This window comes from Roseofilum capinflatum BLCC-M114 (assembly GCF_030068505.1).
GTDB lineage: Bacteria > Cyanobacteriota > Cyanobacteriia > Cyanobacteriales > Desertifilaceae > Roseofilum > Roseofilum capinflatum.
On the sequence record NZ_JAQOSO010000088.1, the window covers coordinates 1 to 13,470 of the forward strand.

General features: G+C 46.3%; 14 protein-coding genes. 4 read left to right on the plus strand and 10 right to left on the minus strand.

All coding sequences use genetic code 11. From position 1 onward, the window contains the following. Positions 1-1,593: serine/threonine protein kinase (locus PMG25_RS17020; protein ID WP_283768095.1), on the plus strand; the 1,593-nt coding region annotated here is incomplete at its 5' end. A gap of 131 nt (positions 1,594-1,724) precedes the next feature. On the opposite strand, the gene PMG25_RS17025 is transcribed toward PMG25_RS17020, so the two are convergent. The 3 genes from PMG25_RS17025 to PMG25_RS17035 form a co-directional block, all read right to left on the minus strand. After that, on the minus strand, positions 1,725-2,603 hold the full coding sequence (locus PMG25_RS17025) for a universal stress protein (protein WP_283768096.1): 879 nt from the start codon (positions 2,601-2,603) through the stop codon (positions 1,725-1,727). A gap of 126 nt (positions 2,604-2,729) precedes the next feature. Next, positions 2,730-2,909 (minus strand): NblA/ycf18 family protein, encoded by a 180-nt coding sequence (locus tag PMG25_RS17030; protein ID WP_283768097.1) that lies wholly within the window; start codon positions 2,907-2,909, stop codon positions 2,730-2,732. A gap of 501 nt (positions 2,910-3,410) precedes the next feature. Beyond that, a complete protein-coding gene (locus PMG25_RS17035) occupies positions 3,411-4,415 on the minus strand; it encodes a 2-hydroxyacid dehydrogenase (protein WP_283768098.1) in 1,005 nt (334 codons plus the stop codon). Positions 4,416-4,661: 246 nt separating this feature from the next. On the opposite strand from PMG25_RS17035, the gene aroC reads away from it, so the two are divergent. Both aroC and PMG25_RS17045 read left to right on the plus strand, forming a co-directional pair. Beyond that, positions 4,662-5,759, plus strand: coding sequence for a chorismate synthase (gene aroC / locus PMG25_RS17040; protein WP_283768099.1), 1,098 nt, complete (start codon positions 4,662-4,664; stop codon positions 5,757-5,759). Further along, complete coding sequence (locus tag PMG25_RS17045; protein ID WP_283768100.1) at positions 5,752-6,612, plus strand: MBL fold metallo-hydrolase; 861 nt, start codon at positions 5,752-5,754, stop codon at positions 6,610-6,612. Before aroC ends, PMG25_RS17045 begins: the two co-directional genes overlap by 8 nt. Position 6,613: 1 nt before the next feature. Here PMG25_RS17045 and PMG25_RS17050 read toward each other — a convergent pair whose 3' ends face one another. Together PMG25_RS17050 and PMG25_RS17055 are read right to left on the minus strand one after the other, a co-directional pair. After that, complete coding sequence (locus PMG25_RS17050) at positions 6,614-6,871, minus strand: DUF7219 family protein (protein ID WP_283768101.1); 258 nt, start codon at positions 6,869-6,871, stop codon at positions 6,614-6,616. Between the two features lie 107 nt (positions 6,872-6,978). Further along, entirely contained in the window at positions 6,979-7,377 is a 399-nt protein-coding gene (locus PMG25_RS17055; RefSeq protein ID WP_283768102.1) for a hypothetical protein, read from the minus strand. A 286-nt stretch (positions 7,378-7,663) separates the two neighbouring features. On the opposite strand from PMG25_RS17055, the gene PMG25_RS17060 reads away from it, so the two are divergent. After that, positions 7,664-8,401 carry a tetratricopeptide repeat protein gene (locus tag PMG25_RS17060; RefSeq protein ID WP_283768103.1) on the plus strand — a complete coding sequence of 246 codons (738 nt, stop codon included), beginning with the start codon at positions 7,664-7,666 and terminating at the stop codon, positions 8,399-8,401. Here PMG25_RS17060 and PMG25_RS17065 read toward each other — a convergent pair. The 5 genes from PMG25_RS17065 to PMG25_RS17085 form a co-directional block, all read right to left on the minus strand. Continuing rightward, a complete protein-coding gene (locus PMG25_RS17065; protein ID WP_283768104.1) occupies positions 8,398-9,927 on the minus strand; it encodes a sensor histidine kinase in 1,530 nt (509 codons plus the stop codon). The genes PMG25_RS17060 and PMG25_RS17065 overlap by 4 nt on opposite strands. Positions 9,928-10,121: 194 nt before the next feature. Beyond that, positions 10,122-11,039 (minus strand): mechanosensitive ion channel family protein, encoded by a 918-nt coding sequence (locus PMG25_RS17070; RefSeq protein WP_283768105.1) that lies wholly within the window; start codon positions 11,037-11,039, stop codon positions 10,122-10,124. Positions 11,040-11,140: 101 nt separating this feature from the next. Continuing rightward, on the minus strand, positions 11,141-11,635 hold the full coding sequence (sixA, locus tag PMG25_RS17075; RefSeq protein ID WP_283768106.1) for a phosphohistidine phosphatase SixA: 495 nt from the start codon (positions 11,633-11,635) through the stop codon (positions 11,141-11,143). Continuing rightward, positions 11,632-12,345, minus strand: coding sequence for a Uma2 family endonuclease (locus PMG25_RS17080; protein WP_283768107.1), 714 nt, complete (start codon positions 12,343-12,345; stop codon positions 11,632-11,634). The genes sixA and PMG25_RS17080 overlap by 4 nt, the downstream gene beginning before the upstream one ends. A 142-nt stretch (positions 12,346-12,487) precedes the next feature. After that, positions 12,488-13,303: a Tab2 family RNA-binding protein gene (locus tag PMG25_RS17085; protein WP_283768108.1), complete on the minus strand. Its 816-nt coding sequence runs from the start codon at positions 13,301-13,303 to the stop codon at positions 12,488-12,490. Between the last annotated feature and the right edge of the window lie 167 nt (positions 13,304-13,470).

A 13,470-nucleotide genomic window follows, 5' to 3' on the forward strand; every position in this document is an offset into this window, starting at 1 on the left:
CTTGGTAAGGGAGCAATGGGGAAAGTCTACCTCGCCAAAGATGCCAGAGTCGGCGGAGTCTTAGTCGCGGTTAAATTTCTCTCCCAAGCCCTTCTCAATAAAAAAATGCGCGATCGCTTCGAGCGAGAAGCAACCACCTGCGCCCTCCTCGGACAACATAGCCTCCACATTGTCCGCGTCATGGACTATGGCGTAGCCGACGAAATCCCCTTTTACGTCATGGAATATCTTCAAGGAGACAGCCTCAGCGATGTCATCCGCGAAGACAACATCAACCTAGAACGCTTCTTAAGCCTAGCCCGGCAAATTGCCCTCGGCCTACAATGTGCCCACGAAGGCATTCAAAAAGACAGCAAAACCGTTCCCATCGTCCATCGAGACATCAAACCCAGTAACATCCTCGTCACCCAAGACTCCAGCTTTGGAGAACTCGTCAAAATTCTCGATTTTGGCATTGCCAAACTCCTCCAAGAAGAAACAGCCGGACAAACCAACTGTTTTATGGGAACCTTAGCCTACTCTTCCCCCGAACAAATGGAAGGCAAAGAACTCACCAGCAGCTCTGACCTCTACAGCTTAGGGGTAATGATGTTCCAAATGCTCACCGGTCATATGCCCCTGACCGCAGAAACCCATACCTTCGGCGCATGGTATAAAACTCACCATTTCCAAAGCCCCCGATCCTTTGAATCCGTTTCTCCTTATCTCAGACTTCCTTCAGAACTCAAAAGCTTAGTCTTCCGGTGTTTAGCTAAAAAGCCCAAAGAACGGCCCCAAAGTGCAGGAGACATCGTTAAAACCCTAGAACAACTAGAAAAAAATCTTCACGCCTCCCCAACTCCTGCCCACAACGGCAGTAAACCCGATCAAAAAGCATCCTCGGCTTCCGTTAATCCTGCACCCTCCGTAAAACCCTCCACATCCTCATCTTCCTCACCTCCAGCTTCCCCTAGAGATAAAACTGGACAATCCCCCGGCACATCACCCAGTAAATCACCAGGTAAATTACAACTTCTTGAGCCTGCACCTGCCATTGATATGGTCTGTTGGGAACAAACTTGGCCCAAAGGCAAACCCCTAGCTCAAATCGTCTTTCCACAAGTATTACAAACCAAGACAGACCAAACCGTCGTTACGTTGTGGGCGATGCTCAAAAAACAGGAAATTGAACAGAGGCAAATTAACCGACTTTATAATAAAACCTATAAGAATTTTCTCTATTCCGTTTCTCCCCATCCCATGATTTTGTGGCTCACAGTTTTGTACGATCCAAAACAAGGCCCCAGATGGCTCAGATATTATATGGATCTCAAAAGCAATAAAGGTAAACGTTTAGCCAACCTCATCGCCCATACCGGACGTTACTGCCTATTATTTTTTGCCTTAGAAGAACCAGGGCGTTGTGCTGATGCAATCAGTATTAATGTGAATCACTCTCAACGGCAACGGCTGCAAGATTGGGCCAACACCAGTGATTCTATGGCTGGCGGTCAACCAACACGCAGTAAAGAACTGCTGCAAAAAGAATTTGAAAAACTCCAACCCCAAATCATGATGAAGTTAGAAGCCGGAGTCCCAGATTCTTCTTTTTAGTCCTATCAAACCCGGTTAAACCCCTATGATGAAAAATCATCGTAGGGTGGGCAGGAAGAAAAGCGACATAATCAAAATTCTACCAGCATACCCTGCCCACCTTATATCAATTAAAAATTAAAAACAATCCCCTAGTGCCTGGGGGAGAAGTAAAGAATCGGATGCCAACTGCGCCGCAAAATTTTATTACTGATGCTCGGTGATGACCATTCTAGAATCCGATTTTTGCGATTGGAAGAAACAGCGATCGCACTAATATCATGCATTAACGCCGACTCAAAAATCTGAGGAATGATTTCCCCCTGCCGCACTTCAAGCTCGATCTCTAAATTCAGACTCGATAAGTCTTCCTTCACTTTCTCAAGCTCAGTGTGCGCTTTCTCCAATTCATAGTTGACATCTTTATATTCTCGCCGACTCCCTTCTTCGACCACCCACACCAGTAGAAGCTTCTCTAGGGAGTGATCTGGCCGGTTTTGGGCATAGTCTTTGACTCGTTGTAACAAATATTGAGCGCTGGGACTGCCATCATAAGTGAGCATTAAATACCGAAACAGATAACGACACCGCAGATCCAACTCTTCAGAAGTATAAGTAGAAACCAGTTGGGGGCGCAAAACCATAATCGGAATATCCGTATGTTCGGCTAAACTCCGACTGGTACTGCCAAAAAATTGCTCATCCATGAGGGTATGGATATTCGCACCCATGATGATCACATCAGAATCATGTTTTTTAGCCACCTCTAGAATCGTTTCATGGGGCTTGACGGAAGGAACGACTTCACCCTTAACTTCTAGACTATCGGCAATATTCGGACGCAGAACCGATAAGCGAGATTTTGCCCACTCAATCTTCTCATTATCCGCTTTAGGAATAATCCCTTCTAAGGCGACACAATGGGTAAATACAACTTGCTCTAAACCACTTTGAGCTAGAGCAGGAACTGAGTTGACGAGACGATATAATCCATCCGATAAATCCGTTGAGATTAAAGCACGCTTGAACATAGGGGTAAGTGTAATACCGAAGTGTTAATCTACCCTTACCCTAACACTGCCAAGCCGGAGTTAGACGCAGAACAGCACAAATCTTGAGCTTCTACTTCTCGATAGATACAATAAGCTGCCCTGAATCTAGTCTAAACCCCACTCGTGTTTGATGAACTGCTGGTACATGGTTTCTCGCAACATCATCTGCTCATAGAGCTTCACCAGGAATTCCTGAGCTTGCTCGCGACTCATCTTCTCCACTTGGGTTTGGAAAGACCGAAGACTAAATTGTTGTTCTAGGGAGAGTTGCATGGGTTCGTTCATCGAAGGCTCCTCAATTTAGATTCAGTAGGACTCAGAACAGCGCTATGTGCTGGTCATGGGTCATGGATAGAAAGGTAATAGCAAGGTGAGACACTTATCTCTAAAGATGTTGCCCCTATTGCCCATCAGTCCAATTGCCTCATACCTAAGCACGTCACGCGATATTACAAAATATAACAAATGTTTGACAGATTGACCACATTACTTTCTTGTCTTGATGATGTTGTAGCAAGTTCACAGGAGTAAAAATGCTCACCATGAACAAATCCCTAGTTTTTTGTCCAGAGATTTGAGGAGGAAGTCGGAAGTGGGAAAAACGTTTGACTATCCCTCTTTTGTCACTTTCCGTGCTAAAGAATAGGAAATTTGCCAATTATCCGGAAGCATAAAAGGATTTAACTTGATTAACGGTATTTATCAATTTATTAAATCCTCGTAATAAATATGTTCACTTTTAGTTTCGATCCGATTATTCACCTGAGCGATGAACAGTGTTAATTTTTAATTGATCTTGACTTCATCTTTGAGGGGATTTCCTTGCTCGAAATCCGTGATACTGGCAATGGTTGTGCCGGTAATTTGGGACATGGCTTCGTAGGTGAAGAACCCTTGGTGAGAGGTGATCAAAACATTGGGGAACGATTGCAGTAGTTGGATGGTGTCATCTTGGATGATGGTGTTGGATAAATCCCGGAAAAACAGGGTATCTTCCTGTTCGTAAACATCAATCCCCAAATAACCAATCTGACCGGATTTGATCCCTTCAATGGCGGCTTTTGTATCGATGAGTGGGCCGCGACTGGTGTTGATGAGCATCATTCCCGGTTTCATCTGAGCGATGGTGTTTCGGTTGATCAAATGATGGTTTTCTGGGGTGAGAGGACAGTGCAGGGAAATAATGTCTGAGTTGGCTAATAACTCCGGGAAATCAACATAACGAGCATCCCCGATCGCCTCAAAATTGGCATTAGGATACAAATCATATCCCAGCAGATGACAGCCAAAGCCGTGCAGAATTTGGGCGAGAATCAAGCCAATTTTGCCCGTGCCAACAATGCCGACGGTACGACCATGGAGGTCAAATCCCATGAGACCATTGAGGGAGAAGTTATCATCACGGACTCGATTGTAAGCCTTATTCAGCTTGCGGTTGAGCAACAGAATCATCCCCACCACAAACTCGGCTACTGAGTAGGGGGAATAGACACTCACGCGCACCACTTTGATGCCCAATTCGGCTGCGGTAGACAAGTCCACATTGTTAAATCCGGTGCAGCGCAGGGCGATTAGCTTTGTGCCCTGTTGTGCCAAAATTTCCAGGGTTTCCTTGCCCACATTGTCATTGACAAACACGCAAATGGCGGGACACCCATCGGCGAGGGAAGCAGTTTTGGGTTCGAGCAGAGTGTCAAAGTAAATAAACTCGTGATTGGCGTTAGCAGCAGCATTGGCGGCATCGAGAAATTGGCGATCGTAGGGTTCGGTACTGAAAACGGCAACTTTCATGGGGTTTGTCCTGTTTGAAGTTTTCGATTGGGTCACAGTCAGTAGTGCGATGATCTTATCTCAATTAAAAATGGATATGGGTTGGGGATACGACAAAGCAAGGAGTACGAGCAAGATACTCGCTGTTATCTAAAAGGAGTGCGAGCATCTTGCTCGCTGTTGTCTGCCCTAGCGAGCGAGACGCTCGCACTCCCTAAAACCTAAAGATGGCAGTAGGATAGATCTAAGCTGGGTTAATGAACAATTATGGGTAATACCTTCGGGCATTTATTTCGGATTACAACGTTTGGGGAGTCCCATGGCGGTGGGGTTGGGGTGATTATTGATGGCTGTCCACCGCTCCTGGAGATTTCAGCAGAGGAGATTCAGGTGGAGTTGGATCGCCGTCGGCCGGGACAGAGTAAAATCACAACACCGCGTAAGGAAACGGATACCTGTCAGATTCTCTCTGGGGTGTTTGATGGCAAAACCCTGGGGACTCCGATCGCGATTTTGGTTCCCAATAAGGATACTCGGCCCCAAGATTATGATGAGATGGCGCAGAAATATCGGCCGTCCCATGCGGATGCGACCTATGATGCGAAATATGGGATTCGGAATTGGCAAGGTGGGGGACGCTCTTCGGCACGGGAAACCATTGGTCGGGTGGCTGCCGGGGCGATCGCCAAAAAAATCCTTAAACAGGCCGCTGGCGTGGACATTATCGGCTATGTGAAGCGTATTCAAGATTTAGAGGCGATCGTCGATCCCGAAACCGTCACCCTCGAACAAGTCGAAAGTAATATCGTTCGTTGTCCCGATCCGGAAGCCTACGAACGGATGATCGATCGCATCGAAGCCATTAAAAAAGAAGGCGACTCCCTCGGTGGAGTCGTCGAATGTGTCGCTCGTCATCTGCCCAAAGGTCTAGGAATGCCCGTTTTTGATAAGCTAGAGGCCGATTTAGCCAAAGGGGTGATGTCTCTACCTGCGAGTAAAGGATTTGAGATCGGTTCTGGGTTTGCCGGAACCCTGCTCACCGGGAGCGATCACAACGATGAATTTACCCTAGATGAGGGAGGACAAGTCCGCACCGCCACCAACCGCTCCGGAGGCATTCAAGGGGGAATTTCCAATGGCGAATCGATTATTCTCCGAGTCGCGTTTAAACCCACCGCCACCATTCGCAAAGAACAGCGTACAGTAACCAAGGACGGGCAAGAAACCCTTCTAGCCGCTAAAGGTCGTCACGATCCTTGCGTTTTACCCAGAGCCGTGCCTATGGTAGAAGCAATGGTTGCTCTGGTTTTATGCGACCATCTCCTACGTCACCAAGGTCAATGCGGAACACTCAATCATGATTAGTCAGGACTCTTCTTCACTCTTTGAGGTTCAATTTTGGGGGGTACGGGGGAGTGTCCCCGCCCCCGGCCCGGAAACAGTGCGCTATGGTGGCAATACCTCCTGCCTAGAAATGCGGATTGGAGAGCGACACTTTATTTTTGATGGCGGAACCGGCTTACGGGCACTCGGCGATCGCCTCTCCACAGAATCCCCCCTGGATATCAATATGTTTTTTACCCATTACCATTGGGATCATATCCAAGGTGTGCCCTTTTTCATCCCCCTATTTACCCCAGGCAATCACATCCATGTTTGGGGAGATGTCCCCGACTCCAGCGAGTCCCTAGAAGACCATTTCCATCACGCCATTCTCCATATCAATTCCCCGGTTCCCTCACCCATCCCCAAGGCAGAGATGCAATTTTCTAAGCTAACGCCGGGAAGTGTGATTAGCCTAGACGGAATCGAGATTGAAACGGGACATCTCAATCATCCCAATGGAGCAATGGGGTATCGGATTACTTGGCAAGGACACACGGCAGTTTATTGTACAGATACGGAGCATTATAGCGATCGCCTCGATCCAGATGTCCTTAAATTGGCTCGTGATGCCGATATCCTCATCTACGATGCCATGTACACCGACAACGAATACAGCAACCCCAAATCCTCTAAAGTCGGTTGGGGTCATTCTACCTGGCAAGAAGGAGTCAAAGTCGCCGAAGCCGCCGGGGTGAAAAAGCTAGTCATTTTCCACCACGAACCCAATCACGATGACGATACCCTCGACCAGATCCAAGAGGACGTTCAACACCATCGCCCGAATACGGTTTTGGCCCGCGAAGGCATGATTTTAAGCCCGATTGACCCTTAGTCTATCCTTCGTCTTCAGAAGGGTCTTCAGGCGGTTTTTCTAAGCCTAACTGGTGTTTGCTTTGTTCAAGTTCTAGCCATAACTGCCGAATTTGTTCATAGGCTTGGATAGGGGTAATCTTGCCACCGGTTTCTAAAGAACAAATATAGGTTACTTTTTGGGCAAATTCTTGCAAGTTAGCATCAAAAACCAGATATTCTGGCTTAAACTCACCGTAATATCGACTACGAGGATACAAAAATTCAGATGGGTCAGCCATAGAGCATGTCCTTGAGGATCTAAAATTAGGCCCACTATAACAAGTGTGTATCTCGTCAGTCGTGAGTCGCCATCAGTTTTGAGTTATCACAACTCCCTGTATCCTCCCTATGGGCCCAAGTCTCCATCAATTTGATAACTCAACCACCCCGTTCCCTCTGCCGTGGGGCGCAAAAGTCGCCAGGTTTCTCCTTCGATCTGTTGTTGAACATAAACTTCAAAGGGATTTTGGCGCTGTTTAATGGTTTGCTCAGAGAGTTGGATATTGAGGTTATAGGTTCCTTGAATATGGAAGGTGGGTAATTTCTGGTCGCGCAGGCGATCGCTGTTGGTAATCTGAATTCCTTTAACGTCGAGTTGGGGCGATCGCTCAAGATGCAGGGGAGACTTGAGTTGTTCTTGAGTCAGATTCAGTTGCAGGGCGATCGCCTTCTTCACCAGAGCTTGACTGGGACTGCTTCCCGTGCCACTACAAGCCACCAGCAACCCGATCAGAACCATAACCATCAGTCTACCGATCCATTTCCATACTCTATCCATAACCGCACGATTACTCTGTCAGACCAATCCCATTGTATCGGCTTAGAGTCAGGTTTGATAAGGGAACCCAATCCCAGAATGAACGTCTTAGTTTCTTCGTCTTAGTCGATCTGAGTGTAGAAGGGTTAACATCTCAAATCTAACATGCTATAAATAGGGAGAAGCACAGATGAGGGGTAAACACCTTGAGAACACAAGACCCTCAAGGGTTTTACCCCCTACAGTTGCATCTACCAAAAAGGTCAAGAAGCTCATGGAAATTTGGGTCATTAGTTTATTTCTTATTGGTCTAGGTTTAGCCGGTTTTGGTACAATCTGGACGATGGTTATCTCGTTTAGCGAAAGTATTTTTTGGGGAATTTCTTATGTCTTTTTACCCTTGATTGGTGCAATTCTATTTATTTCCATGAAATGGCATAAGAAAACAGTAAAAATTAGCCTTTTTACTCAACTAATCGGTGCAGCTTTAATGCTCACGAGCGGAATTTTAGTGATCCTTCAAAATTGGAGTTTTCAAAATATTATTGCTCGCTGGAATCCCCAAAGAAAATCAGAAAGCGTCATGACTCAACTGGTTCTCAATTACCCAAGTGAAGCAGCTCTATCAGCAGAACTGCCCCTAGAACCCCCCCCTAGCTATGAACCCTCGATTTCCCTGAAATCCTATACTTCTCGTTCTCAATTTAAGCGCTACATGGAAGTGGGTTATCATGCCTTTGATTTGGGGGATTATCACACCGCCTTAATTAATTTTGAACAAGCCTTACAAGAGCGCCCCGATAACATTTATGCCCAAAAAGCAGTTGAAAACGCCAATCAACGCATTCAACAGCACAGCTACACCGATTTTATGAATGCCGGGTATCAAGCCTTTGAAGACAAAAACTATGCGATCGCCCTCCAACACTTTCAAAGTGCCCTACAATACCGTCCTGGGGACTCCTACGCCCTCAAAGCCATTGACAATGTGCAGCGCAAAATCAACCCTTAATCCGGGTAATCTTTCCGGATTAGCTCCGGCTGTAACTCAATGGTAAACCGCGTTCCCCCTTCTGGAGATGAATCACACAACAGTTGTCCGTAATGTTTTTCCACAATAATCGAATAACAAATCGATAGTCCTAAACCCGTCCCTTTACCCGGTGGTTTCGTCGTGAAAAACGGATCGAACACTTGAGAGCGCATAGACTCTGGAATTCCGTTCCCATTATCAGCGATAGAAATCCTCACTTTTGAACCTTCAAGTTCTGTTTTTATCTGAATCTGAGGATGATCTCCCCCTTGCTGATCTAACGCATCGATCGCATTACTAAGAAGATGCATAAAAACTTGATTGAGTTGGGCTGGATAACAATCAATCAGAGGCAAATCACCATACTCTTTGACGACTTCTATGGCAGGGCGATCCTCTTTCGCTTCAAGACGATGATTCAAAATCACCAGAGTGCTATCTATGCCCTCGTGAATCTCCACCGCTTTCAGTTCAGCCTCATCCATGCGGGAAAAGTTGCGTAAAGATTTCACAATCCCTTGAATTCTCTCCGTTCCCGACTGCATAGATGTCAAAATTTGCTCTAAATCCTCTTGAATAAATTCCACATCCTTATCTTCTAAAGACTCTTGAAGCTCAGGTACGGGATCGGGATAAGCCTGTTGATAATCGTTCAGAAGTTGCACTAAATCTTGGGCATATTCTTGAACATAGTCTAAATTACCATGAATAAAACTGACTGGATTATTAATTTCATGGGCAACCCCAGCTACTAAATGCCCCAAACTCACCATTTTTTCATTTTGAATCATCTGGGCTTGGGTATGCTGTAATTGTTCTAGGGTTTGCTTCAACTCTTGGGCTTGATTTTTCGTTCTTTCGAGTAAATCAGCCTGTTGTATGGCAACCCCTAGTTGCTGACTAATCTGACTGACAAATTCTATTTCAGTGGAAGTCCAAACCCTGGATTGACCGCATTCGTGAATGCAGAGCAGTCCCCATAGTTCATTCCCCTTGACTAAGGGAGCGACTAGATTGGCTCTAACTTGAAATTGGGCTAAGATATCTCGGTGACAATCACTAATATGGGGGGCATAAATATCTGGAATAGCACTGATGCGACCTTTGAGGTATTCAGCCGCAAATTCCTCGCCAAAACAGCGATCGTAAACCTGAATTGAACTCGCGGGTTTCCAAGGAGATTTGACATCCTCACAAATGACCTCACCTTGCCCAGCTAAATTGGGATTTAATTGAAACACCGCTACTCGGTCTGTGTTCAGAACCTCAAGCAGTTGCACAACCGTTGTCCTCAAAATGGTGTCTAAATCTAAGGACGAGCGGATTTTGGCGATCGTTTCTGTGAGTAAGCGATAATAGATGAGGCGATCGGAAGATAAGTTACAACGAACATCCTGACCTGCTTGATTCCAAGTCAGTGTCATTTTTTCTTGAGCATCAGACACAATATGATTCATGATAAAACGACATGGGAGTGCGATGGTTAGGGTAGTGAGAGCGTTCATCAGGATTACAGAACTGGTGGACTCTGCAAAGATTCAGGCTCTGTTCCAATCTCACACCCTTCCTTTATCATAGTGTCTTTTTATCAACTTGCTTGGAAGAGATAGCTGAATCGGGAAATCCTATGACTTAGGTAGTGGAAAGCGCTGTATTCGTTAGTCCAGTAGGGGGCATGATGACCCCCCTAACGTTTCCATTAAACTCTATCGCGATCGTAGGGCCCCGATTGAGAGGATGGTGACGGCTCGTTTTTGGGAAAACTATCACTAAATCGTTCTTGGTTATAGTGGTAAACGGTGCGAATGGGATAAGGAATATTAATTTCTGCACCATCACAGGCATTTTTCAGGGCTAACATCACTCGCGTTTGAATGCGGCGTACTTCTTTTCGATAGGGCACAGTCCAATAGCGTACTTTCAAGTCAATGGAGCTGTCCCCAAAGCCGACAATATCAACTTCTGGATTCGGTTCGGTTAATACGCCATCGACTCCAGAAATGGCCTTATATAGGACTTCAACGGCATGGGAGAGGGGGGTATTGTAGTCTACTCCGATCGCCAGATCAGTGCGACGACGGGGTGAATTGGTCAAAACCTGTACTGTGGAGGTAAACACAATGGAGTTGGGAACCACGATTAACTCCCCTTGATAGGTGCGAATTTGCGTCGAGCGAATGGAAATCTCTTCGACGGTTCCCTCAAAACCATCGACAATGATTTGGTCGCTTAAGCGGAAGGGTTCTTGCAACAGGAGTAAAATTCCGGCCAGAAAATTCTTAAAGATATCTTGGAAGGCAAAACCAATGGCTACTGAACCTAACCCCAACAACCCGATCACATCGCCCAAACGCAGGTCTGGAAAGGCGATCACGCTACAGATGAGAACCCCCCCAACCCAAGTGGCGACATAACTCAATTGAATCAACAAAGAGCGTAAGGACTGGTTTTTAATTGCCATCTCCGTGACGCGAGTGGCTACTCTGCGGGAAAACTGAGCAGCCCAAGAGGTAAAAATCAAAAAGGCGATCGCCACTAAAATCCCCGGAAGCGCCTCAATTCCAGCCCCCACCAGATTCAGGATACTTTGTTGGATTTCTTGAAATAATACATTCATAGGGATTTGGGAATCTTGAACATTTTTTCGTTATTGTATAGCGCTATGGGGTTGGGGGGATGGGGGAATGGGGAGATGGGGGTTACCCATTAACTCACCCATTAATTCAATAAGAATCGGGGAGGGGTGAGCCAAAATAGATCGCTGTTGCCCACAGGGGAACCAGAATCGGGTAAGGTAATCCCAATTACACCGGCTTTTTTGACAATCAAGCCAGATTTGACTTCTCCCCACACCAATAACTCAGCCCAATGGCCCAGATTGGGTTCATGGCCTACCAAGGCTAAATTTTCATACTTGCGCCATTTTTTACCCTCTTGCCACCAGGATAAAAGGTCGCCTTCCGGGGCTAAATCCGATGAAGTTTGCAGTGCCTTACTCAGTCCCACGGTTTGCAAAATCTCTGCTGTTTGTTGGGCCCTGACCAGGGGACTGGTCAAAATTAAGTCAAATGTTATCCCTAATTCTTGTAAGCGATGGGCAACCTTGGTGGTTTTCTTGATGCCTTCTGGGGTTAGGGGACGTTGGCGATCGCCTTGGCTATAGTCTTCTCGGTTCGCTGCTATACCATGCCGGATGAAGTAAAGGTTAGTCATGATTTTTGTTCCAGATGTCCAAATTTTTCTTGATAACGAACTAAGATCGCCTCTAGATCTTCCACCCGTTTTTGTTCTTTTTTAAGCCAATCTAAAGTCTTTTTTTTGGCTTGTCTTTCTGCTTGTAAAGCTGCCATTAATGCATCATTAATCAACAGTTTTGCTTCTACCTCTTCCCGATAAAACTCAATGATATTCCCTTCAGGAAAAAGCCGTAAATTGAGGGCTTGGCTGCGGCGATCGGTGATGGGTTGATAGGTTTCTCCTACCAGCCGATATCCTTCTAATTGTCCTTCAATCCATTCTCCTTTGGGGTCAAAAAGCCAATATTCTTCTACTTCTAGTTGTTCATAAATTTCTTTTTTGAATCCCAGATCTTCGTTTTTCGTACTTTCTGAGGTCATTTCAAAGATGACTTTGGGCACTTGTCCTTCTTCCCAGACTTTATAGTTATCTCGATCGCCCGGTTCTACATCAAAAATGACCATGACATCGGGAGTCATGCGAAGCTGGGGAAATCCTTTGGAATAGTAGAGGAATTGGTTGGCGAGAACGGTAGCCTGTTGACCCGCAAGATAGATTTTTAATACTTGGAGAGTGGTTAAAATTGCATAGATATGATCGTAAGTTTCAGCTATGGGTTCACCGTTCTCACTGGGGTAAATAATGGAGGAATCTGGAGGAGTTTGGGGAATGATTAGGGAAGTCATAGGGATTTATAGCGCTTCGCGCTAGGGAATAGGGAATAGGGAATAGGGAATAGGGTCAGAGAATGGGATCAGCCCTGGCTATAACGAAAGATATCGAACCAGCTATCCATGCCGTTTTCCAGGATTTGTAAATACTATAGCGCTACGCGCTATAACTGGTGCATTCGTTTTCAGGTTGGAGTAGCCATAATCCAGTGTAGGTCATGCCAGAATCATCGGGTTGAATGAGCAGAAAGTGAAGACCTTTGCTCTGTTGTTTTCGCTGTTCGTATTGATGGCCGGCTTGGCGAACTTCGCTATCTTCAAAGGTGGTGATAATCCAACGATCGCTCAATCCGGATTCTAAAATCAGGCCATCGGGTTGACCGGGAATAAAATTGAGACTGATAGGATTAGCATCAGCGAACCATTGAGCGAGTTGTAAAGATTGCCGATCGCCATCAATAACGACTCCGGGAATAGAGACGGTGGAGGGAAGACCGAGATTAATCGGCCAGAGATCTTCGGGTAGGGATTTAATGGGAATGGGGCGATCGCCGATTCCTTCGATGAGATCTTGAGCGCTGACGGTGGCAAACCGCCAGCGATCGCCCCATAATTCCTCTGGTAGGGGGAGCGGAGGGGGTCGATCTAGGGCGATGGGTTGCTTTAATTCATCGACAATCCACTGTTTAAGGGTGGGGGTGCGTCGGGTGGGAATCAGTTCAATACCGAGGGTTTGGGCGACAGGTTCGAGGAGGTGGAGGGTGGTGGGACGGAAAACCAGCAGGCGATCGGGAAGAGCGGAAAACTGCTTAAATTCCTTGAGTAACCAATCTCGACTTAATTCCGACTGGGGACAAACTGCCCGATGGCGAAAGGTTCCAGGGGACGGTTCACAAATCCACAGCTCCCAGAATTCTCCCTGGGTGTCGGTTTCTGAAGGTCGGCGATAACAATCTACTTGCCAAGTCTGCATAGGAATCCATCCAATCATTATGTTTTCTTTACAGGAGATTCCGTTTTAGAAAAATCATGTCATCTTAGATCCTATAGCAATCCTAAATGAGTTATAAACGACTGCCCCTCATCCCCTACCCCCTTCTCCCGCAGGCGCTGTCCTGCTTGCCCTGAGCGAAGTCGAAG

Bases quoted from the DNA above. Each gene is read 5' to 3' on its own strand.
- PMG25_RS17025 (WP_283768096.1), bottom strand. From the start codon at position 2,603: ATGTTCAAGCGTGCTTTAATCTCAACGGATTTATCGGATGGATTATAT.
- PMG25_RS17030 (WP_283768097.1), bottom strand. From the start codon at position 2,909: ATGAACGAACCCATGCAACTCTCCCTAGAACAACAATTTAGTCTTCGG.
- PMG25_RS17035 (WP_283768098.1), bottom strand. From the start codon at position 4,415: ATGAAAGTTGCCGTTTTCAGTACCGAACCCTACGATCGCCAATTTCTC.
- aroC (WP_283768099.1), top strand. From the start codon at position 4,662: ATGGGTAATACCTTCGGGCATTTATTTCGGATTACAACGTTTGGGGAG.
- PMG25_RS17045 (WP_283768100.1), top strand. From the start codon at position 5,752: ATGATTAGTCAGGACTCTTCTTCACTCTTTGAGGTTCAATTTTGGGGG.
- PMG25_RS17050 (WP_283768101.1), bottom strand. From the start codon at position 6,871: ATGGCTGACCCATCTGAATTTTTGTATCCTCGTAGTCGATATTACGGT.
- PMG25_RS17055 (WP_283768102.1), bottom strand. From the start codon at position 7,377: ATGGTTATGGTTCTGATCGGGTTGCTGGTGGCTTGTAGTGGCACGGGA.
- PMG25_RS17060 (WP_283768103.1), top strand. From the start codon at position 7,664: ATGGAAATTTGGGTCATTAGTTTATTTCTTATTGGTCTAGGTTTAGCC.
- PMG25_RS17065 (WP_283768104.1), bottom strand. From the start codon at position 9,927: ATGAACGCTCTCACTACCCTAACCATCGCACTCCCATGTCGTTTTATC.
- PMG25_RS17070 (WP_283768105.1), bottom strand. From the start codon at position 11,039: ATGAATGTATTATTTCAAGAAATCCAACAAAGTATCCTGAATCTGGTG.
- sixA (WP_283768106.1), bottom strand. From the start codon at position 11,635: ATGACTAACCTTTACTTCATCCGGCATGGTATAGCAGCGAACCGAGAA.
- PMG25_RS17080 (WP_283768107.1), bottom strand. From the start codon at position 12,345: ATGACTTCCCTAATCATTCCCCAAACTCCTCCAGATTCCTCCATTATT.
- PMG25_RS17085 (WP_283768108.1), bottom strand. From the start codon at position 13,303: ATGCAGACTTGGCAAGTAGATTGTTATCGCCGACCTTCAGAAACCGAC.